The organism is Amycolatopsis sp. NPDC005232 (assembly GCF_040607795.1).
Lineage (GTDB): Bacteria > Actinomycetota > Actinomycetes > Mycobacteriales > Pseudonocardiaceae > Amycolatopsis.
This window is the reverse complement of sequence record NZ_JBEXHL010000002.1, coordinates 79,458-104,457: the sequence shown is the minus strand read 5'-3', so window position 1 is coordinate 104,457 and position 25,000 is coordinate 79,458. Positions and strand designations below refer to the sequence as shown.

General features: G+C 69.7%; 2 protein-coding genes (1 of these 2 running past the window's edge). Both read left to right on the top strand.

Annotated features, from left to right (window positions below):
• Positions 1–24,486, top strand: partial view of a hypothetical protein gene (locus ABZU76_RS04160; protein ID WP_354864921.1) — the 3' portion only. 2,010 nt of this gene lie to the left of the window's left edge; 24,486 of the gene's 26,496 nt are visible here — the last part of the coding sequence; its start codon lies off the left edge, out of view; it ends in the stop codon at positions 24,484–24,486.
• Positions 24,476–25,000 (top strand): type VII secretion system-associated protein, encoded by a 525-nt coding sequence (locus ABZU76_RS04155; protein WP_220245034.1) that lies wholly within the window; start codon positions 24,476–24,478, stop codon positions 24,998–25,000. The genes ABZU76_RS04160 and ABZU76_RS04155 overlap by 11 nt, the downstream gene beginning before the upstream one ends.

Sequence of the window (25,000 nt, the reverse complement as noted above, 5' to 3'; positions counted from 1 at the left end):
AACACCAACGGCGGCACGGGCAACACCAACGGCGGCACTGGCAACACCAACGGCGGCACGGGCAACACCGGCGCGAACGGCTCCGGCACCAACACCGGCACAAACAACATCGGCGACACTTCGGTACCGCCGCCATCAGCGCCGAACTCAGTCAACACCGGCAGCCCGGTCCCACCGCCCTCGGTCCCGGGCGGCGTGAACTCCGACACCGGCAACACAGCCACCCCACCGCCCGCCACTGCCGGCGATCACTCGGCCACCCAGAACGACCCCGGCCTCCCCGGCTTCGGCGGCAACCAGAACACCAACCAGAACACCGGCGCTCCGCCCAACACCCCCACCAACGGCAACGCCACCCAGACCCCGAGCACCACATCCGGTCCTAATACCAGCAACACCGGCACAGGCCCGAACACCTCGGGCACCAACGCGAGTTCGAACAGCAACATCAACACCAGCCCGAACACAACCTCGGGCAACACAAGTTCGACCAACAACATCACCAGTGGGCCAAACAACACCGCCGGCACCACCACGGGTCCGAACACCAACACCGCCACGGCTCCGAACAACACCTCAGGCACCGTGGGTTCGAACAGCAACATCGGCACAGGTCCGAACACCAACGCGGGTCCGAATAACAACACTGGTACCGGTCCGAACACCACCTCGGGCACGAACGCAAGTTCGAATAGCAACACCGGCACCGGCTCGAACACCACCTCCGGCAGCAACACAGGTTCGAACAACAACACCGGCACCAACACCAACGCGAACCCGAACACCACCGGCAACACCAAGACCAGCCCGAACACGACCTCCGAACCAACCTCGACCAAGTCGGTGCCGCCTGCGGTGGCCGGCAGCGTCGGTGGCGTCAGGTCGACTTCGGGACCCGATCAGACCCCGGGGAACATCTCCACCAACCCGAACACCAAGACCAGCACCGACGGCCCGAACCTCACCCCGGCCGCCCAACCGAACACCTCCCCGACGCCCGCACCCCAGAACCTCACCCCCACGCCGGCGCCGAACCAGAACACCTCGCCCTCGCCGACGCCGGCCGGGAACACTTCGCTGTCGCCGACTCCGGCCGAGAACACCTCGCCTGCTCCCAAGCCGAGCGAGAACCTCTCGCCGACCCCGAACCTGGCGACAAACGCGAACGTCTCGCCGACCCCAGCGCCAACGTCGCTGAACACCTCACCGACCCCGGCCCCCTCCACGAACACCGCCTCACCGAAGCCGAACACCACCGGCCCCAAGGCCGACACCAGCTCGAAGTCGCCGAATCCGAAACCCGACTCCAACCCGGGCACGGATACCGACACCGAGCCGAACACCACCCCGGCCCCCGCGCCAAAGATCGGCACCAGCCCAACGCCGGCCCCGGCCACCTCGCTCGACACCGAGCCCACCCCCGCGCCGGCCATCACCACCGACTCCGACCTGGCGGCCAGCCTCAAAACCGAGCCCACCCCGGCGTCGGCCACCAACACAGAGCCGACCCCGGCTCCCGCGACCAACGTCAAGACCGACCCCACGCAGGCCCCGTCGACCGATGTCAAGACGGACCCGAACCCGGCCCCGGCGACGAACATCAAGATCGAACCCTCGCCCACGCCGGAGACGAACATCGCGGTCGATCCCGACTCGACCACCGACGTCAAGACCGAGTCGGCCCCGGCGCCGGACATCAAGACCGAGACCGGCTCCGACTCGGCTACCGACATCAACGTCGACCCGAAGCAGGATCTGGCCACAGACACCAAGTACGAGACCCCTGTCGACTCGGCGACTGAAGTCGAGACCGAGCCGCATTCGAGCCCGGCGACCGACACGAACGCTGACCCCAAGCAGGACTCGGCCACTGACACCAAGCCCGGCCCCACGCCGGACGCGGACACCAAGACCAACACCAACCCCGAGACCAACACCAACCAGAACCCAGCCACCAACCAGAACCCAGCCACCAACCAGAACCCCACCCCCCGCCGCAACCGCCACACCCCCGCCGAAGCGCCCAGCAAGCAGGGCCCCGCCAAGACGGACCAGAACACCCACGACACCGGCCTGGTCGAAGCAGCACTCCGCAGCGCGCACTTCCAATCCGCCAAAGTGGACAGTGCGAAACCCTTCCTCACCAAAGCGGACATCAAAACCGCGACCGACTCGGTCATCACCAAGGTCACCGAGAACCCCGGCAACTTCGACTTCACCTCCCTCAAGCCCAACGGTCTCGGCGACTGGGCGGTCAAGAACCTCGACTCCCGTCAGCTCAAGGACGTTGCGCCGGATCTGGAGCCGGAACACAAAGACACCGATGACGCCACGCACATTCGCAACTGGCGTAAGGCCGTGTCTCAAGATCTGGCCGGGCCGTCGGGCAAGCGGTGGCAGGATGTGCGCACCGCGGTGAGCAGCAAGCTGTCCGACGGCGACCGTCAGGTGCTGGACCACATCACGACCGAGCTCAACGAGAACGGCAAGCTGCCGACGTCCGCGGACCTGGTCGTCAAGGGGTTGCAGACGCCGGCGTGGCACGACTCCGTCGTCGGGAAGCGGTTGCCGCAGGTGGTGGCGCATGCGTTGGACGTGCGGTTGATCGTGGAGCGGGGCGGGCCCGATCACACGTCGCGCTATGGGAGTGAGAACAATCCCGAGGTGCGGGTTCGCAACCAGGACGGGCAGTTCGGGGCGTTGGGCGGGCCGTCGCGGCGGGAGATGGTGCGCGGGTTCGAGGCGGCGTTGAGCGACCTCGACGCCGACCAGGTGCGCGACATCGTGGTGGACCTCGCGACGAACCAGCGCGACAGCGACATCAACGACCCCGCCGCGCGCTTCGAGCGCATGCGGCAGTCGCTGGTCCAGGGCAACTCCGACGTCCTGACCAACGACCTCAACAAAGACTTCCTCGACGGCGCCAAACGCATCCTGCGCCTCAAGCAGGCCGTGGCCTATCCCGGCGGCCCGAATGAGTTCACGAAGGCGTTGCGGGACAAGCGAAACGACGTCACCACCCGCATCGGCGACCTCAAGGCCGAGGGCAACACCCTGGCCAAGCGCTTCCTCGGCGAAGACCAGGACACGCGCGACCAGCGCGAACAGCTGATCACCAGCCTCGAGCAGATGCAAGAGGAGCTCACGAGCCGCATCCTGCTGCTGGCGGCCGACAAGCGGACCCTCGACAACCTGTACCTGCTCGACCAGCACGTCGACGGCCCCGACGCCGACAACCTCTCCCGGCTCCGGCCCAACCAGCTCAAGTCGCTCGACACGCACCTGAACCAGCAAGTCGACGCCGCCACCAAGGCCGGCTTCGACACCACGCACCTGAAGACGCTGCAGCAGCGCGTGCAGGACGAGCCGACCGTGCGCCAGCTCGTGAACAACATCCCGGTCACGGGCACCCAGCATTTCGAGAACCTCGCCGAGCAGACCGCCGACAACCTGGAAAGCCTGCGCGAGGATCAGAAGAACGTCGCGCTCGACACGGGCCTGTGGAGCTTCCTCAACCACCTCGACACGAAGGAGAACGCCGACTACCGGGCCCAGCTCGACCAGGAGATCAGCCAGACCGAGGACCACCTGTCGGATCTGCAGCGCAAGATCGACCTGATCAAGAACCCCGACTACGGCATCCGCATCTCCCGCAGTGCGCGCATCTTCAAGAACATGCAGCACCTGGAGACGTTGACCACGGAGGGGAAAGCCAAGGCGGCAGCGGAAAAGGCGGCACTCGCGGCCAACCGGAACCCGGGCCCGCAGTCCACGCCGGACACCAAGCCGGTCGACGGTCCGACGCCCGAGGGTCCGACGCCCGACCCGAGGTCCACAACGGACACTAGCCAGAACCAGAACACCAACCAAGACTCCACTCAGGACCCGGACTCGAGCCAGGACGACAACCAAGGCTCCACTCAGGACCAGAACCCGAGCCAGGACAACATCCAGGATCCGACTCCGGATCCGATCCCAGCCGACCTCGGCCCGGACCTCGAACGCGAAGTCTTCGAGTCCTCCCTCTACGGCATGGACCGCTCGGGCCTCAACGCGTTCCACACCCTCTACCTCGATGACCCCATGCGGCTCCCCGAGGTCCAGAAGATCCTCAAGTACGACAAGATCGCTCTCTCCGAAGGCGGTCTCGACGGCCACCTGAAGAACCTGCAGACCTCGATCGACGACGTCACCAAAGACCTGCAGGGCCTCAAGAACGTCAAGGACCAGCTGCCCAACAGCCTGAAGACGGACTCGATGATCCGCGATCAGGCCGAGCGCAACCAGCAGCGCGAGTTCCTCAACCGGCGCCTCGACCGTCTCAACCAGCAGGTCGAACAGCTCAACCAGAACCGCGCCGCCGTGCTCACCGTCTACGGGCTACACGTCGGCAACGACCCGAAGGCGTGGGGCTGGCGCCAGGTCGGCGACCAGGACCTGCCGGGGATCGCCAACCACGTCGCGCAGCAGATCACCGCCGGGCAGCTCGGCGGGAATCCGACCGAGCACCTCGACAACCTGCTCGAGACCGTCACGAAGATGATGGTCAACGGCCGCCCGCCGGCGCCGTTCTCGCCCTCGGACGCGCCGCCGAAGCCGCACGGCGACAACGACCGGCCGAACCCCGGGCAGTCGCCGAAGGACCTGCCGGGCCCGAAGGACTGGGGCAACCGCCGCGACACCGCGCCGTCGTCACGGCTCGTGCTGGAGCGGTTCGACCCGAAGAAGGCGATCGCGCAACAGTTCTCCGGCAACCGCGACGGGCTGAAGGACGGCCAGCTCGAGGGCGCGGTGATGCACATCCGCTACGACGTGCGCCGGTTCGAGACCTCCCCGGGCAACTGGGTGCGCGAGTTCACCGTGCCGCTGGACCTCACGTCGTCGACGAAGTCCGTCTCGACGGACCAGCGCAACCAGCTCGCGCAGGACCTGCAGAACCACCTCGACAACACCGTCAACCAGCACTACCACCTGCCGAACGGCGACCAGCTACACGTCACCGTCGATGCCCGCGCGAACGACAACGTCGACCTGGATGACGACAGCTGGACAGCCGATCCGTCACGCGGAGTGCCGGTCAACGTCCACGACTCCACTGTGGATTCGAAGCAGGACAAGAAGACGCCGCCGACGAACCAGACCAACTGGGACGTCAACGACAACAGCACCGGTCTCACGCACGAGATCATGCACTTCATCGGGCTGGGCGAGGGTTACAAGAACAGCACCCTGCTGTTCAACCGCACCGACCAGCCCGGTGTGATGGGCCGCAACGCGTGGAGTGACTCCTCGCTCACCGACGACAACCTGGCCAAGATCGAGGACATCTCCAACCAGGCCGTGATCCACGACCACCACCTGGACAGCCCGGACGCGAAACCGAACCGTCCGTACCAGCCACCGCGGCACGCGGGCGATTCCGCGAAGGACAAGCCCACCCTCCACACCCCGGCGGAAGCGCCGAACCAGAACCAGTCCGATGAGGACACCGACGACCACGTCGTCCCGGGCGGCTTCGACACCCGACCGAACACCCGGAACGACAACCCGCGGCTGTTGCCGCAGCACCAGCCCAACACCGACAACGTCGGCCTGGTCGAGTCCGTCCTGCGCAGCTCCGCGTTCCAGCACGCTCCCGTCGGCAACGCGGCCCCGTTCGTCAGCAAGGCCGACATCAAGTCCACTGTGGATGACGTAGTCGCCAACGTCCGCGCCAACCCGGGCAACTTCGACTTCGACGGCCTCAACCCCGACGGCCTCTCCCGCTGGGCCGCCCAGCACCTCGACACCGACCAGCTCGCGAAGATCGCCCCCGACCTCGCCCCGACCGACCCGAACCTCACCGGCGACGCCCACACCGACCAGTGGCGAGGCAACCTCGCCGACAAGCTCGCGGAACAGTCGGCGAAGCACTGGCAGGTCACGCGCGCGGCGATCGACCCCGACGGCCTTACCCACGGCGACCGCGATCTCCTCGATCACCTCACCAACCACGTCACCGAGACCGCCACCCTGCCCACCTCCGCCGACCTCGTGACCCAAGGCCTGGAAAACCAGTCCTGGCAAGATTCCCACGTCGGCTCGCACCTGCCCGACACGATCGCCCACGCGCTCGGCGTGCACCTCGTCGTCGACTCCGGCGGCACCCGCACCAACCACGGCCCGGCGACCGGCCCGCGCGTGGAGATCGGGTCGCAGAACGGCCGTTACTCGGCGCTCGGCGAGCCGACCCGCAAGGACCTGCGCGACGGGTTCAGCGCGGTGCTCGAGGGCATGAACGTCGACCAGCTCACCGACGTCGTCACGGACGTGTCCGGCCGCCAGGATCCCGCGCTGTTCGCCGGCGCACAACGGATGTTGCGCCTCAAACACGCGGTCGCGCACCCCGGCGGCCCGGACGCGTTGATCCGCGAGCTCACCGACAAGCGCAACGGCTTCGACCAGCAGCTCAGGACCGCGAAGGGCCAGCGGTCCTGGACCCCGCAACGGTTCCAGAGCCCCCGCGAGCGGGCCGCGCAGCAGCGGCTCAACGCCGACATCGCCGCGTGCCAGACGCTCAGCACCGATTACACCGAACGCATCGATGCGCTCACCGACGACCAGCGCACCCTCGAAGTGCTGAACCTGCTCGACAACCGCGTCGCCGGCGAGAACGCCGACGGCCTCGAGCACCTCAGCGCCGACACGCTCGACCGCCTCGACAACCACCTCACGCGCAAGATCGACGCCGCCGAGAAGGCCGGCTTCGACGCCTCCACGCTCAAATCGCTGCACACCCGCGTGCAGCAGGAGCCGGACATGCGCGAGGCCGTGCGGCAGATCCGCCGCGGTGGAATGGATTCCTTCGCCGAAGAGGTACGCAAAGCGGAGGAAGACCTCGACGCGTTCCGGCAGGCGAACTCGACCTGGAACTCAGCCGGCCGTCAGCTGCGCAGCTTCTTCGGCTCGACGGAGGCGTCTCAGGAGATCGCCGACCTCGCGAAGAACATCCGCCTCAGCGAGGACCTCGTCGCCCGCTACCAGCGCAACTTCAAGCTGGCGACCCACCCCGACTACAGCGGCCGCGTCGAGAAGGCCGCCGAGGTGCACACGCGCTACCAGGACTGGAAGAAGTCCAACGAGGAGCGGCAGACCCGCGTCGAACGCATCAAGCAGATCGACGAGGAGCTGGCGCAGATGCGCCGCAACGCGCGCAACCGCGAGCTCGGCTTCCCCGCGTCGCTCTACGGCCGCAACCCGGAGCAGCTGACCGTGCTCGTCTCGGCGCAGACCGATCCGAAGCAGATCGACCAGCTCGAGCGGATGATCGACGTCACCGGCCAGGCGCGCATGGGCGTCGGGATCGACGAGCACCTGCAGGACCTGCGCACGGAAGTCGACCAGTGGACCCGCGACCTGCGGAGCAACCCCAGCCCCGAGATGCGGAACCTGCTGCAGGGCTTCCTCGACGACGCCCAGGCGCGGCTGGACCAGGCTCAGGACCTGCGGCTCGAAGCCCTGACCGTCCACGCGCTGGGGTTGCCGCCGGACCTGACCTCGAACGAGTGGAACGCGTTCCACCCCGACGACCTGCGGGCGATCGAGGACCACGTCGGCGACCTGATCCTCAACGCGCGAGCCGGCGGGTACCCGACGGAACACCTGGACTCGTTGTGGGAGAACGTCAACAACGTCCGCACGGGCAACACGGGAGACGTCACTCCCGAGCCGGACCCGAACCAGGACACCCACGAGAGCACAGACACCCACGAGAGCACAGACACCCACGAGAGCACAGACACCCACGAGAGCACAGACACCCACCAGGACCCAGACACCCACCAGGACACGGCGCCGGAGCCGGACACCGAGAACCAGCCCGCCCCGCTGCCCCCGGCCCGCTCGCTCGAACACGACCCCGAGACGCAGCCGTTCATGCGCCCCGGCCCCTCGGCCCTGACCCAGCAGCAGGACAGCACGATGGCGCCCGACCGCGACCTGCGCGTCCCCGGCGGCTTCGACCCGGTCGTCGAAGGTTCGGTGAAGTCCTTCGAAGCGTCGCTGTACGGGATGGACCGCGCGGGCCTCGCCGAGCTGTCGGCCAAGTACTCGAACGACCCCGACCGCCTACCCCTGATCCGGCGGATGGACGACTTCGCCCGCATCACCCGCAGCCCGGGTGGCTTCCAGCGCCGGCTCGCCGACGTCGAGCAGATGCTGGACGACGCGCAGCGCAACCGGCAGGCGCTCTCGTCGAAGTCGGACCTCCTGCCCAAGGCGCTCAAGTTCGGCTCGGCGCGGCGCGACCAGGACAACCGCGAGGCCGAGGCGCGCCGGCTTGATCAGGAGGCCCAGCACCACCGCGACCGCGCCGACCAGCTGCGTCGCGACCGCGTGGCGGTGCTGACCGTGAACGCGCTGAGCCTGCCGGCCGATCCGTCGGCGCGGGGCTGGGATTCGTTCACGCCGCGGGACTTGGCGGACGTCGAGCAGCACGTCGAGGCCCAGATCCGCGACGCGCAGGCAGGTGGGCACCCGACCGAGCACCTGCAACGCTTCCTGGACTTCAGCCGCGACCTGCGCGGCGCCCCCAGCCCACAGAACGAGCCGCGGAACGAGCCCTCGACCAGCGCGCCCAGGCGTGACCCGGTGAACCGGCCGTTCATCCAGCTCGGCACCGCGGTGCACGACCGCGCGGCCGAACACGTGCCCGGCCGCGACGTCGACCTGCCCGGGAACCTCGCCGACACCGAGACCGACGGCGCGCTCGACGCGTTCGAAGCGTCGCTGTACGGCATCAACAGCGACGGCCTGCGGAACCTGAAGTCCGTCTACTCCGACGACCCTGGCCGCTCGGCGGTGATCGACAAGCTGATCGACCTCTCGCGCCCCGGCGACTACGACGTCCGCGTGCAGGCGGCGCGCGACGGGCTCGCCACCACCCGCAACGCGACTCGCCGCGCGCAGCTGGAAAACCGGCTGGCCACGCTGGAGCAGAACCGCACGGCCGCACTGACCGCGAAGGCGCTCGCGCTGCCGGCCGACCCGTCGGCGCGGGGCTGGCGTTCGATTTCGAACGCCGATCTGCGCGCAATCGATCACCACGTCGAGCAGCAGATCGAGAACGCCTCCCGCGGCGGGTACCCGACCGACCACCTGCGTTACTTCCAGGACTTCACGCAGCAGGTCCTTGACAGCCGCCACACGCCGACGGACGCGCCGCCGAAACCGCACAGCGACAACAACCGGCCGAACCCAGGCCGGTCGCCGAAGGACCTGCCGGGCCCGAAGGACTGGGGCAACCGCCGCGACACGGCGCCGTCGTCACGGCTGGTGGCCGAACGGTTCGACCCGAAGAAGGCGATCGCGCAGCAGTTCTCCGGAGACGGCCTCAAGCACGGCCAGCTCCACGGCACGGCCACCCACGTCCGCTACGACGTGCGCCGCTTCGAGACGTCACCCGGCAACTGGGTGCGCGAGTTCACCGTGCCGCTGGACCTCACCTCGTCGTCGAACTCCGTCTCGATCGACCAGCGCAACCGGCTCGCGCAAGACCTGCAGAACCACCTCGACAACACCGTCAACCAGCACTACCGCCTGCCCAACGGCGACCAGCTCCACGTCACCGTCGACGCTCGCGCCAACAACACCGTCGACCCCGCCGACGACAACTGGACCTCGGATCCGTCGCGCAGCGTCCCGGTCAACATCCACGACACCACTGTGGATTCAAAGCGGGACCACACGGCGCCCCGCACCAACCAGACCAACTGGGACGTCAACGACAACCCCACCGGCCTCACCCACGAGGTCATGCACTTCCTCGGTCTCGGCGAGGGCTACCGGAACGACACGCTGTTGTTCAACCGCACCGACCAGCCCGGTGTGATGGGCCGCGACGCCTGGTCCGACACGTCGCTCACCGACGACAACCTGGCGAAGATCGAGGACATCTCGAACCAGGCTGTGATCCACGACCACCACCTCGGTGACCCGGACGCGAAGCCGAACCGCCCGTACCAGCCACCGCAGCAGACGGGCGAGTCCGCAAAGGACAAGCCCAACCTCCACACCCCGACCGAGGCCCCGGCCACCACGGTCGACATCAACGGCAAACCCCTCCCCGTGCAGCACGGCACCGTGATCCCCCGCGACGTCCTGCGCCCCGCGCAGGGCACGATGCTCGGCACCCACGGCATCGAGGGCGTCTACGTCGGCGGCCCCGAAGGCCCCGACAACTTCCGCAGCGCTGTCATCGCGAGCATCTCGCAGGACGCGCCCAGGGAACACCAGCGCATCACCACGAACCTCCGCGCCAACAACGACACCGACTTCGACGCCATCGCCCGCGCCGCCAACCTCCGCGTCCACGTCCTGGAACAGAACGGCACCTGGACCAGCCACGGCCCCGAAACCGGCCGCCCGGTCCACATCGCCAAGGCCGAAGTGGACGGCAAGGACAGCTACCTCGGCACGAAGGAAAACGTCCACATCGGACGCCAGAACGTCAGCTACCCCGGCCCTTCGGTCCTGCTGACGAAGAAGGACCTCGCGGCCAACACGTTCGACCGCGAGAAGCGCAAGGTCCTCAACCGCGGCGAGTTCGAGATCGAGACGATCCGCGGCGAGCAGTACGTGCGGATGTACACCGCGGTGCTCAACCCGGCGAAACCCGGATCGTTCAAGGATGTGCACCAGGACGACGAGGGCAACGTCAACGTCTTCGGCGGCGCCGGCAAGGCCGACATCTTCTGGGTCGGCGGCGGGCGGCCCATGCGCGCGGTGCAGTGGACGTCGAAGTACGAGACCGACCCGAACTTCCAGCCGGGCATGCAGCCGGTGCTGCGCTCGTTCCTGGTGCCGCTCGACACGTTCACCAAGGTCAGCCGCGAAGCGACAGTCGAGGCGCTGCCGGACAACAAGCTCGCCATGAACGTGGACCAGACCGGTGACGTCAACCAGTTCGGCCTGCGCGGCGAGCACTTCACCGCCATGCGCGACGCCGCGCTCAAAGGTTCGCTCGTCACCTACTCCGCCAACCAGACCTACGACCACTCCGAGCTGGCCGGCCGCCAGGAGGACATCGCCGACCTCTACTCGCGGCTCGGCCTGCCGCCCGATTTCCAGTCCGACGCGCTGGGTAAGGACAACGACCCGTGGTTCGGCTGGACGACGGACAAGGGCCAGGACCGCAAGTACTTCCGCAACGACCCGCAGGACCTGCGGGCGCTGGCCACGAAGCTCTCGGACCTCTACCACACGCACCAGGAACTGAAGGGCGGGAAGTCCTGGGACGCGTACTTCACACCGCACTCCGACTCGATCCCCAGTGACAAGGAGAAGCCCGGCAAGGACGGTGGGAAGCAGGCCCCGCCGAGCACCGTCGAGCAGCGCCGCCAGGACCTCAACGTCTTCCTCAACACCCGCGGCCCGTCCGGTTCGGTCGTCAAGCAGCTCACCGACGGGATCGGCCACACGCTCGGCGAGAAGCTCGACCAAGGCCCGGACACAGTGGCGCTCGACGGTATCAAGGTGCGCGACGAGGTCCTGACGGCCGCGAAGAACCTCGGCGGCATCCTCAAGGACGTCGTCAACAAGGAGTTCCGGGCGCTGCACACAAACCCGGTCACCAAGTTCGTCTCGCCCGACGCCAAGATCGAGACGATCGCCAAGATGCGCGAGGTGATGGCGAACGAGCAGCTCGTGGCCGCCATCGCCAAGAACACGGCCGACCAGCTGGTGACCACGACGCTCGATTCCCTGGGCGCGAATCGCGGGGTCGACGGCTTCAAGCAGAAGCTGACCACGGCCGTCGAAAACGCCGTGAAGCAGCAGTTCACCGTCACCGGCGGGAAGTTCAACGACAAGGTCGAGCAAGGGTTCGCGAGCAACGAGGGTGCGAAGAAGAACTACTTCGCCGGCAACCGTGCCGACGCCGTCGCAGCCGAGGTCTCGGCGGCTCTGAAGAACGCCGACCTGGCCCAGGACGCCAGGGACTCCGGCCTCGGCTTCGACCGGGAGACCGTGAAGCAGCGCCTGTCCGACGGCGTGCTGCCCGACGCCGTCTCCGGCGTGACGACGCAGCACCTCGTCGGCCTCGACTCGAAGCAGCTGCAGGATGTGTTCGAGAACGGCCTGCAGGACGCGGCGGCCAAGGTGCGCACGAGCATGGACAAGGACCCCGTGCTCAAGTTCACCACCACCGCGCAGCGCGAGGCCCTCGCCGACGAAGCCGCGAGGGTGCTCAATCCCGACACGGTCAAGGGCATCGAGTTCAAGCCCGTGACGCAGGAAGACGTCGACGCGTTCATCGCGAAGGTGCCCGACTACGCCACTCAGGCGGAGATCGGCGCGGCCATCGCCACCGACGAGAAGCGCGTGAAGGTCGACTTCAACACCCGCGAGAACGCCTACGACCCCGCCACCAAGCAGGTCGACTCGAAGACGTTCGACAACGAGTACGGCGCCTGGTCGCAGGGTGCCACCCGCGGCCACACGCAGTACCACCCGGCCGGCGAGTTCGGCCGGCACCAGGACATCGGCCGCGGCCTCGACACCGTGATCGGCGACGAGCTGGCGAAGACTGACGACGACCACCGCGGTGCCGAGCGGATCCTCGACCACCTCGTCACCCGGCTCGACAGCCGGCCGGACGGCAGCAAGCCCGACACCCACGAGTCGATCGCGCGCAAGTTCAACGAGGTCGTGAAGGCCGAGGGCAAGCACAACCGCTACCGCACCGGGACCAAGACGAACCCGAACACCTTCGGGGAACACGCCCAGATGGTGCTCAACCAGTACCTGCGCCTCACCCGCGGCGAACACGACGCCGACCGGTTCGTGCCCCGCGAGACGCTGGCCAAGGCGATCCTGTTCCACGACATGGAGAAGGAGAACTCCAAGAACCAGTACGGCGCCGGGCAGGAGCAGCACGACAACGAGCCGGAGCACCGCGGCGCCGTCGAGCAGATGAACCGCCACGAAGGCCTGTGGGACTCCGCCCGCGATTTCCGCATCGCCCGCGGAATGGTCGACGCCGACCCGTTCGGCTTCTACTTCCGCGGCAAGGATGTCAGCGCCCAGCAGGTGCACGATTTCATCGAGAACCTCGCAAAGGACGTCGGCCGTCCCGGTGGCGGGCCGGTGCGGGCCGCCGACGTGAAGAAGCTGTTCGACGAGTTCCACCAGTACTACCAGGCGGATTTCTCGTCGTACTTCGCCGACAGCCACTTCGTCCACAATGGCAAGGTCGAGCCCTTCGGCGCCAAGTCGGCCGTGTCGGGGATCAAGGAGGAGCGGAAGAACGGCCCGCTCGTCACCACGGACGGTGGCCACCGCTTCGAGTACGACCCGGGCTACGCGCAGAAGTACGACGAGCTCAAGCAGCTTTTCGACGACGACGTGCGGCGGGAGCAGGAGGAACAGGAGCGCGTCGTCACCGTCGCCGACGACGATCCGGCGCCCGACACCCGCTCGCTCACCGACCGGCTGCCTGAGTACGCCAAGAAGGGCGAGGCCCTCGGCTCGCTCGTGCCGATGAACCCGCAGGGCGTGAAGCAGGTCGGCGACACCATCAAGCGCCTGGTCACCTCACTCGGCTCCCGCAGGAACCCGCCGGACCCGGTGGGCATCGATGCCATCACCGGCACGCTCGACAGCGCCGCCTTCGAGTCGTTCCTCGGCCAAGGCCGCAAGTCCATGGTGCGCGTCGGCGAGAAGTGGTTCGAGGTCCACGTGCGGGCCGAGCTCGACCTGGGCGCGGTGCAGGCCGACGGGATCGCGAAGCAGCCACACGCCACGATCAGCGACGTCAACGACCAGGCGCAGGCCACGCACGCCCAAGGCCAGAACGACACGATCGCGCGGACCGTCGGCACGTCGTACTTCGCGCTGATCCCGCCCGGCGCCTACGTGTCGGTCGCGCCCATGGTGCAGCTCGCGACGGCGGCGCAGACGCACACGTCCACCGTCACCGGCACCGAGCAGCGGGTGGTGCGCTCGGCCGGCGACGTGGACGGTGCCGACGTCAACGTGAAGTACTCGATCACCGTCACCGACCAGGTCGGCGGGCTCACCGGTTCCACCGTGGACGGCAAGGTCTCGCTGCTGTGGTCGCAGGACCTCGGCAACCTCAAGCCGGACGCCGAAGCCACGGGTGACCCGAAACCCGGCTGGGCCGAGAACATCGAGCTGCTCGCGCCCGAGGCCGTGCTGCTCGACGAGCAGGCGCTGTTCGACAAGGTGGCCGAGCGGCTGCACCCGTCGGTCACGAAGTTCGGCGCGCCGGGGCGCCAGGCGTTGCGCGAGTTCGTCAGCGGCGGTGGCATCCGCGGTGTTCTCGGCGCGGCGTTGCAGGGCGGCCCGGTCGTGTCCAACGACCTGCTCAGCCCCCACGGCAGCCACCGCGACGGCGTGCAGCTGCAGGCGCGGCCGAAGGACGTCGAGCTCGTCGGTGTGGTGCCGGGGGACAGCGAGCTGCGGTTCAACGACTCGTCGGTGAACGGCGGGGCGACGGCCGCGGCGTCGAAGTCCGGAATGGACCTGTCCGTGACGGTCGGCGGTGGCTCCTACCTGCCGGGCAAGGTCGGTGGCCTCGTCGGCGTGAGCGGGTCCGTCTCGTCGAAGGTGACCGAGACGGCGACGGGTGGCACCAGCGTCACGGCGAAGAACACGATCGAGGCCAAGGGCGACATCGGGATCTACAAGGTGAAGGTGGATGTCGACGTCGTCACCTCGGCCGGTGAGGTCGAGACCGTCGAGGCCACCGCGTACGTCCGCATGGGGCTGCCCGAGGCGAAGGCCCAAGGCCTGCCCGTGCCGGCGGACACGCGCGACAAGCTCACCGACGTCGGCAAGCGCTACGAGCCGCCCTACCTCGCCGCGGCCGCCGCCGCGGGCAACGTGCGCACGGGCTCGTTCACACCGGCCGCGAAGGTCCAGCCGCAGATCGAAAACGCGCTGCGCGACCGGCCCGGCATGGCGAAGTTCCTGCCGCGCTGGGACAAGTTCCAGGCCGACGACAAGAGCTCCAGCCGCGACATCGCCGAGCGCTTCGCCAATCTGCGCAAGCTCACGGCCACGTTCTCGCCCGCGGCGCTCAAGGCCAAAATGGACACTCTGCTCGGCCCCGGTGTGTCCGTGCAGCTGAAGCGGCGCGGCCTGTTCACCGACGAGTACATCAGCGTCACGGTGAAGGCCAAGCTTTCGCCGGGCCGGCACCTCGGACAGGCCACCGGACGCTCGGTCAAGGGCTCGGTCGCCACAGCGCCGTCGTTGAGCAGCGCGACCACTGTGGACAAGAGCTGGTCGGTCGGACTGGAAGGCCGCATGGTCATCCCGCAGCCCACGTCGGTCGCGACCTCCAGCATCAGCCCCGCGGTCGTGCCGATCCAGTACTCCGACGCGTACAGCTGGAAGAACTCCGGCGGCCCCACCGTCACGACCACCACGAGCCTTTCCGGCAGCCCCGACTCGCAGGTGTTCGAGCACGACGTGGAGTTCGAGGTCGAGATCACCAGCTACACCCGCAACCGCCCGTGGGTGAAGCGCCTGACGCCGGGTTCGCCGTTCCGCGTGACGCCGAAGGTGTCCACTGTGGCCAAGACCGGCGACCCGGCGCTGCCGAAGATCTCCGGCAAGGTCGACCTGTGGGTCAACGACGGTTCCGCGCTGAAGAAGGACCCCGGAGACTTCCTGCCCGGCAAGCCCGGCACCACCGTGCTGAACAAGAACGACACCCCGACGATCGAGGACATGCTGGCCGGCCCCCAACCGGACCAGCCGAAGTTCCTGCACGTCGAGGCATTCACGAACACCGAGGCCCTGCGTGACGAGGCCCTGCGCCAGCTGGAGCGGGCGTCCGACGGCGACGGCGTGCTCGGCCTGTCCGGCGGCGAGGCCCGCAAACGCGTGGACCGCATGTTCTCGCCCGAGACGTTCCGCGGCGGCCTGCCGAAGTTCCTGCGCCAGGGCGCGCGGGCCGGCGGCTTCCGCTATGAGCGGCGCGTGGCCGACCGCGTCGGCGGGCTCGGTATGAACGTGGCGCTCAGCAACCCGAAGGTCGTCGTGGCGTCCGACGCGGGCGGTAGCGAGACCACGTTCGCCGGTGGCGCGAAGGCCGCGTTCGAGCAGACGCACAAGCAGGCGCTCGAGGGCAACGTGCAGCTCGGCGTCACCATCCGGCCGGACGGCAGCATGGCCACCGCCCACGGTCAGGGCCAGGTCTACGCGTCGGCCAAGTGGAGCCCGTGGACGCGCACGTCGGGCGGCTCGACAGAGGTCAGCGCGAGCGTCGATCACCTCAACCGCGCCAACGCCAAGGGCCGCACCGTGCTCGTGCAGTACGACGCCGACGTGCGGCTGGTCGCCGAGACGCGCCAGGAGAGCCTGGTCAACGGCTCGACCTCACGTGCCGGCGCCGACGTGAAGCTGCCTGGTGCGGTGTACGTGCGCATGTCCGAGGACCAGGCCCGCGAGCAGGGCCTGCTGCCGAAGGTCGAGCCGCGCACCGAGCCGCCGGGCAAGATGGCGCCGCCCGCGCTCGTCGGCCGCGACTCCAGCGCGCTGGGCGCCGCCGTGGTCGAGGACGCGCCCGACCTGTCGCAGCTCGTGCGCGACGCCCGCACCGCGCTGGGCCGCACCGGTGACAAGCTGCTGCCGAAATCGGTGCTCGACGACTCCATGACCAACCTGCAGCGCACGCTCGACCTCGCCTCGCCCGACGCCGTCACGTCCCTTGTGGACAGCGCGCTCGACGGTGGCGCGCCGCTGCTGCTGCACGACGCCGGCGTGCTGTCCACCGACACCTACCAGGTGCTGCTCAAAGCGACGATCACCGACACCGAGTTCCTCGACGTCGTCCACGACGGCGGCGAGATCGACCACGTCGTGAGCGCCGCCGTGACGGACAAGGAGAACGCCGGCCACGGCTCGTCCTACGGCGGCCAGTTCCGCGGCGCCGGGCGCGGCCTGTTCAGCGACACCAAGCCGGACGTGAGCGGCTACGAGGGTCTCACGCTCGGCGTGTCCGGCTCGAAGACCAAAACCGACCAGACGGTGTCGGCCACCGCGACGACCAAGGGGTCCAAGGCTTCGCAGAGCGGCCCTGCCGTGCGCTACCGCCACCAGGTGAAGTTCGAGCTCGTGGTGCAGCGTGGCGGTAAGACTTACCCGGTCACCGAGCAGAACGCGAACGTGACCGTGCGCTCCGCGGCCGATGACCACAAGATCAGCACCGAGGGTCAGACGCCGAAGGCCCACGAACCACGCACCACCGAGCTCACCGCCGCCGACACGACACCCGAGAAGCTCGCCGAATGGCAGGCACAGGGCGTGGGCAAGCTGCCGCCGTCGGCGCACACCGAGGGTGTGCGCGGGTCGGCCGCGGTGCAGGCCGGGGCCGAGCGCGCGCTGCGGCTCGCCGGCGCCGGCAACGGCCTCACCGGCCGGGGCACCGGCGCCAACAACACGCTGGTCACGTCGTTGACCAACGAGATCCTGCAGGGCCACCTGCCGAGCATGCTCGACGGCCCGCTCGCCGCGCCTGACCTGCACGAAGCGTCGCTGATCAAGAACGGCCACGGCAGCGTGAAGGTCTACTCGCGCCTGGTCAAACCGGACCTCACGGCCCTGAGTGACACCGTGAAGCTGGAGCGCACCGACCAGACCGCGGCCACGTTCACGGGCGAGGCCAAGGAAGCCCTCAGCGGCGAGAACCAGTACATGCCCGGCGTCGGCGGCGTCACCGACCCGAAGGACAACTCGCACTCGTGGAGCGGCGCGGACATCCGCAACCCCGCCGCGATGAGCGATCCGACCGCGACTGTCGCGGGTGGACAGCGGTCCACCGTCGCGAAGCCGAAGGGCCGCAGCGGGCTCGTCGGGTTCGACGTGGAGTACCGGGTGGTCGCCGACCTCGGTGGGGGCCGCACGGCGGCGGTCGAGGTGAAGGTGCCGGCTTCGGCGCTGGTCCGCATATCCGATGTGGACCTCGAAAAGCTGCTGGGCGAAGCGCTGCCGGACGCGATCACCAAGGCACAGGACGCGGTGAAGGACGCGGCCTCGGACTGGCGCAAGGCGGAGGAGGCCGTGGAGACGGCCCAGCACGAGGCCGACGACCGCTGGCTCGACGAGCGCGACAGCGTCAAGACGTTGACCAAGGACGCGAACGGGCTGGCCGTCGAGACCGACGCCGACCCCGTGCGCGAGCTGCGCCAGGCCCTGGCCGACGCGGAGAACGACGCCAAGGACGCCGGCCGTGAGCTGCGCGAGGGCAACGCCGAGGTCATGCGGCTGCAAGACGTCCCCGAACAGGCGCTGGCCCTGGCGTCGGTCACCGACGAGGGCTCGCTCGAGCGGCGGCAGCTGCTGGACCAGGTCGCGCGCGCGGAGCAGGGCGTGCGCCACATCCGCGCCGCGCAGCCCGCGCTCGTGCGACGCCGCCAGGACGCGCAGGACCGCGCGGAACAGCTGGCCAACGTCCTGGCCTCTTACGACAACGACAACTCCGACTTCACCTCCCGCCGCGAAGACGCGCTGCGCCAGGTGCGGGAGGCGCGCGAGAAGGCCGACGAGGCCCGCAAGAAGTGGTGGCAGGCCAAGGAAGAGGTCGACTGGCGACTCGCCACCCACGTGTGGCCGGCCAAGAGGGTCGAGTCCCGCTTCGACCCGCGCTCGACCGAGCACGTCGTCGAGGCCCCGGACACCGCACCCGACACCGAGCCCGCGACGATCTCGGGCTGGGACGTCAACGCGGACCGGCCGTACGACTTCGATGTCAGCGACGTTCAGCTGCACCAGGTCACGGACCGCTCGGGCAAGGTCGTCGCGGTGTCGTTCCTGCCGGCCGCGGAACAGACGTCCGCGGTCGAGCACGACTGGGTCGCCGACAACTCCGGTGAGGTCTCCTCGCTCGACGAGGGCGTGACGTCGAAGACCCTTGACCCAGTCGTTGTCGAGGCTCGCCGCAACGGCACCACGCCTGACCTCGGCGGACGCCAATTCGGTGACTGGGCCGCGAAATCGCCCGCGCCGTGGGGCACCGACACCGGCGACACGTTCTTCGTCTTCGCCCACGGCAAACCACAGTCGGTGAAGCTGACGCTGGTCGGCGGGCAGACTGTGCGGGTGGATGGTCGGACGTTCGCGCGGATCGTCGCCAACTCGGCGCCGTTCGCGCAGGCCGGGCCCAAGTCGTCGGTCACGCTCATCGCGTGCAGCACCGGCCAGACCGACGGCCCCGGCGGGGTGGCGCACGACTTCCAGCGCGCGCTCAGCGACCTCGGTGGGCCGGCGACGGTGCACGCGCCGACAAAACCCGCATTGTTCGGCCGCGACACCGCGACGCTGGGCAAGGCGCTCGGCTCCACCGGCGCGTTCACCGCGGTCACGGACGGCGGGCACTTCCGGACGTTCGGCGGCAATCCGGGTGACGAGACGATCGTCGCCCTCGTGCACGAGCTCGACACCAGCCCCCGCACCGAACCGCCGGCCGGGCCGATCTCGCCGGCGGACCACGACGGCACGCTGGCGCTGGCGTCCACTGTGGAGCGACAACTGGCCGACACCGCCGCTCGTACCGGCGAGCTGCGGCTCACCGACGTCCACGACCTCGTGGCCCGCCACGAACGGCCCGACGTCGTCTACTCGGCCGTGCTCACGCACCTGGCCTCGGGCAACACGCCGGTGCACACCGTGGTCGACGTCCGCCGCGACCCGGACACCGGCGAATGGACACGCGTGCCGCTGCCGCCGATGGCACGTGGCCTGATCACGGTGACGGGCAAGGGCACCTGGAGCACCGACGAGCTGGCCCGGCCCGCGCGGCTGAACCCTGCGTGGACCGAAGGTCCGGCGCGCGAGACCACGCACCCGCGGCCCGATGCCGCGCACTACGCCGAGACGCTCGCCGAGCACCACCTCGACGGCGAGCCGCTGCCGCCAGTCACCGTTCCCGCGGACCGCGTGGACCACTTCAAGGCCGACGTCACGCGCCTGCTGGGCGAGCGTGGCTTCGGTGACCTGGCGTTCGACCACCTGGTGCACGCCGACCACACGCGCCTGACCGGCGAGGTCGTCGGCGAACCGGGCGTGACGATCGACTTCGCGCCCGGCGCGGTCACCACGACCGTGCTGACCGACCACACCGGCACCGCGCGCGGGCTGACGTTCCTCGAATCCGCCGAGGCCGCGAAGGTCCAGACCTGGCTGCGGCAGACCCGGGGCGAGAACCTCGTGGTCGAAGCCGATCCGGACGAGATGCGCGCCTTCGCCACCGGCGCGGCGAACGACCTGCGCGGCCGCGGCCCCGGCGACGGCGGCATCCCCGTGCGCACACCGTGGGCCGACGAACTGGCCGAGGGCCGGACGTTCCTCGTCACCGGCCACGGCGAGGAAGCCCGCGTGAAGGTCGCCGTGACCGGCCCGGACGGCACGCGGCGCGAGGTCTACGTCGACGGCGAGACGCTCGCCCAGATCGTCACGGCGTCACCCGAATTCGCCGACGCGCAGCCGGATTCGGTCACGCTGTTCCAGTGCGCGGCGGCCCGTCGGCTCGGCCCCGGCGGGGTTGCGCACGACTTCCAGGCGGCGCTCGAAACCCGTGGCGGGCCGTCGATCGTGCACGCGGCGACGGATTCCGTGCTGGCCAACCACCGCGACGACAGCCCCGACGACGAACCGTCGGCCCCGCTCTTCGGCGCCCGCGACGACGCGTTCACCGCCGTGGTCCGCGGCGGGCACTGGGAAACGCTCGGCCGTCCGCTCGACGCCGACGCCGTGGTCGACGAGCTCACGAACGCGTTGCTCAAGAACTGGCGCTACGCCCGGGTTCTCGCCGCGGGAGGCCCGGTCCGCCTCGCTGACCGCGCCCGCTCGTTGTACCTGGCGGCCGAGGTCGTGAACGCCGTCTACGACCGTGCGCCCGACGACGAGGTGCAGGCGCTGCTCGGCCGGCACGAGGATCCCGAGCTGCTCGCCGCCGTGGTCAACGAGTACCTGCGAGCGACGATGGCGGACTCAGAGCCCGATGAGGCGCCGCCGTACACCTCCGCCGCCGAGCTCACCCAGGACCTGCGCGCGATCTCGGCCAACCACGGCCCGGCGCCGGACGGCGCGCCGCTGCTCGGGCCCGACCTGTTCGGCCTCTACCGCGCGCCGGAGCCGCCCGGCTTCCTGCGCGGCCACGACTACTCGAACCTCACCGCTGGTCGGGGCCTCGCGCTGCTGGACACGCTCGACCTCACCCGGGGTGTGCCCGTGCTGCGCGATCAGGCCGACCCGGCGAACCTGCCCGACCTCAGGGACTGGACGATCGAGCACACGCGCGCCGACGACCGGCTGTCCGCGTGGGCGCCCGGCGACGTCGAGCCGTTGGAAAAGACCACGTCGACGCCGCTGCTCATGCACGCCATCTGGCTCGGCGGCCCGCTGCGCGACGCCGGCACGATGAGCGCGTTCCGCGAGAACTTCGGCGGCGCGGCCGCGCGGCTGCACGACGGTGTCGTGCCGGTGCTGTGGACGGACGTCCCGCGTTCGCAGATCGAGCTCGCGCTGACGACCGAGCCGCCGGCCGAAGGCGCCGACCCGCTCGCCGACGTGCGTGACTTCGTGAACTGGGCGCAGCAGCACCACGTGCGGCTGGTGAACGTCGACGAGGTGTTCTCGAGCGAGAACCCCATGCTGCTCAACGAGTTCTACCAATCCGAGACCGGAAAGCTGACCGGTCCGGGCTACGCGGCGGCCAGCGACATCCTGCGCATGGAGCTGATGAACCGCTTCGGTGGCCTCTACACCGACGGCGACAACGTGGTGGAAAGCCTCGAGGACCTGTTCCACGCGGCGACCTCGCGCGAGGGCTACGCGACGCACCGCATCGGCATGAACGTGGCCAACTCGGCGTTCGCGATGAGCAAGGGGCACCCGTTCGCGCGTGTGCACCTCGACGTCGTGCGCGAGAACTACGGCAAAACGCAGCGCAACCTCATGCCGCCCGAGGCGTACGACCTCCCGCCGGCGTTCTTCCAGATGCCGCAGGGGCGCGTGCACCGCAACTCGATCATCGGTCGCACCGGGCCCGCTGCGCTGTCGGGCACCGCGCGGCGCATCGGCCTGCCGTCGGCGTTCGACCTGCCGGAAATGACCGACATCCGGATGAACAGCGACGGCAGCTGGCTCAAGCCGCCCGCCGCGGGGACGCGACCGGTGTCGGGGCGCGACGAGACGCTGGAGCTGACCCAGCACGTGGTGCAGAGCCTGGTGCGCGGGCTGTACAACCGTGCCGGCGACCTGCACCTGACGGCGGTCGAGCCGGCCGTGCGCCGCCACGCCGACCCGGACCTGGTGTGGGACGCGGCGCTGGCGTTCCTCGCCGCGGACCCGGACCTGGCGCCGCTCGTGCGCACGGTGACCGACCAGCACACCTACACCGGGACCGACCACGACGTGCGGCTGCCGGCTTCAGCGCGGGCTCTGCTGGACATCGATCCCGACCGGGTGCACCGCACGCTGGGTGAGGTCCAGCACGGGGCTACGCTGCGGAACCCGGACGACGCTGTTTTGGTGTCCGATGTGGACACTCCGGTGGAGACCGGCGCGCGGGAGCTGGCGCGGGCGTTGCGAGCGGTCGAGGGCGAGCTGCCCGCGATCCACGTGACCGGTGGTGACCGTGCGCAGGCACGCGAGGCCGCGCGGGAGCTGGCCGGGCACCTCGGGCGTGAGCTGGGTGATCGCGACCTGCTGGCGCGGGTGCCGGTGAAGATCCGGGTCGCCGAGGGTTCGGGTGTCACCGTGTCGTTCCGGCCGGCGCGGGGTGGCGCGGTGGAGTTCTCGCTTGACTCACCGGTTGCTCCCGCCGTGTTCGGTGGTGTCGACGGGCAGCCGTACTCCTCGGATTCGGCACCGTTCGGTGGCTACCGCGGTGCGAAGCCTGGTGTGGTCACGAAGATCGACACCACGCCCGAAGGCAGCGCCGAGCTGATGCAATCGTCCGACCGGCCGCCGACGCTCGTGCTCGCGTCGGGTGCCCTGGCGGACGAGTTCACGCAGCACGTGCGTTCGTCCGGAATGGACCTTCTGATGCACGCCACGCCGAGGCCGTCGCCTGACAACGTCGTGGACACCTTCCCGGCCGTCTCCTACCTGGTTTCCGGCGACCACGCGCTGACCGAAGACGACCGGCGCACGATCGCCGAGCTCGGCCAGGCTGCCGAACACGGCTGGTGGTACCGGCCGTCGATCCCGGCCGGCCCGGTGAGCCTCGACGACCGCACCGGCACGTTGGCGCTGCTCAGCGGCGCGGTCAGCGCGTTGCGTTCGGGCGGGACGGCGCTCGACCTCACGGCCGCCGCAGACGTCGTGGCACGCCACGAGCAGCCCGATCTCCTGTGGACGGCGGCACTCGAGCTGGCGTCGCACAACGTCGACGTGCGGCACGTGATCGACCACCGGCTCGTCGACGGACGCTGGCAGCAGGTCCGGCTACCGGAGTCGGCGCGCGAGCGGTTCACGGTGTCGGGCAAGGGTGTCTGGCGCGACGGCGCGGTGTCGCGGCCCGTGCGCCTGAACACCGAGCCCGGCCCGGCGAGCGACTTCGACTTCGAACCGGTGTCGCTGCCGCTCGACGTTTCCGTCGCGCGGTGGATCGCGGAGTCCACAGTGGAACGCGCGGCCGACGGACTGCCGGCGCCCCACGTCCAGGTGAGCGGTCCGGACGAGGTGCGCGCCCAGTTCGTCGCGCAGGTCCAGGCCAAGCTGGCGGAGCTGTCGCCGGCCGGGGCGACACCCCACGCGGCGGCCTCGATCGTGACCACCGGCCCGGGTACCGAGGCCATGGCGACGATCTCGCTGCCTGCGAACGCGGCACCGTCCACGCTGTCCGCCGTCGAAACCGCCGTCGCCGTCGGCCTGGCCGAGGAGTACACGCTCCTGCAGCTCCACGGCGTCGCCGACACCCTGCTCGCCAAGACCGGCCGTGCCGCGGAAGCGCTGCTGGACCTCGCCAACGAGGTCGCCCACGGCACGGACGTCGGCCGGGCCGCCGACGCCGTCGAGGTCCTCGACCGCCACGGCGCCCTCGATGCCGCGCTGGACAACGGCCTCCTCCTCGGCCAGTTCCGCAAGATCCTCGACCACGCGGACGCCGAGTCCTACGCCCGCGACCTCGCCACGGCGATCCGCGCGTTCGCCTCGGAAAAGCTCGCGCCGGACGTGCTGAAGGAAGCCGTGCGCGGCGCGCTGGAGGGCTGGCGCGGCGCGCCGGGTACGTTCGAGCAGCGCGTGGAGCGGACCCGCGACACGCTGTGGGTGATGCGGCGCCTGCACCTGAGCAGCCTGGCGTGGCTGAACCGTTGGCGCACCGCCGAGCACATCCGGCAGTACGCCGCGCGGATGAAGGAGCAGGCGGCGAAGCAGGACGCGATGCTGGCCAAGGTGAGCGAGTCGGAGGACGCCTTCCTCGCCTCGGTGGGCGAGCCGCACGCGAAGGGAGGAGGCGCCGGCGATGGCGAATGACCAGTGGGTGCTGCTCGTCGACCCGGCGTGGGCGCCTTCGTCCACCGACGACGGCGCCGAGGTCGCGGCCCCGCCGCTGGCCGCCGTCGTGGGCGGCTGGCTCGCCGGTGAGGACGGCGCGGTCGGCCGCTTCGAGGCGAACCCCGCCTACGAACCCTCGGGCCCTGGCTCGCCGAGCGACCCGCTCGACGCCGTGCTCCGCCTGGTCGCCCGCGGTGACGCCGACGCCGACCAGCTCGCCGCGATCCTGCGGGAGTCGACCGTGTCGGTCGCCCTCGACGTGGACGACGAGCCGCTGGTGGCGCCGTCGCCGGACAACATCCCGTGCGTGCTCGCCACCACGGCCCCGGTGCACCGCACCCGCGTCCGCGCGGCCGGCTGGCTGCCCGTCGCCGCGCGCGACCTGCCCGCGTTGCTCGAGGCTCACAACGGCGTTGACCTGCTGCTGAACCCCGGCGCCCCCGGGTGCGCCCGCCTGCTGGCCGACACCGTCCGGGACGCGCTGGCCGGCTGA

Coding starts and splice junctions, on each gene's coding strand:
- ABZU76_RS04155 (WP_220245034.1), top strand. CDS start 24,476: ATGGCGAATGACCAGTGGGTGCTGCTCGTCGACCCGGCGTGGGCGCCT.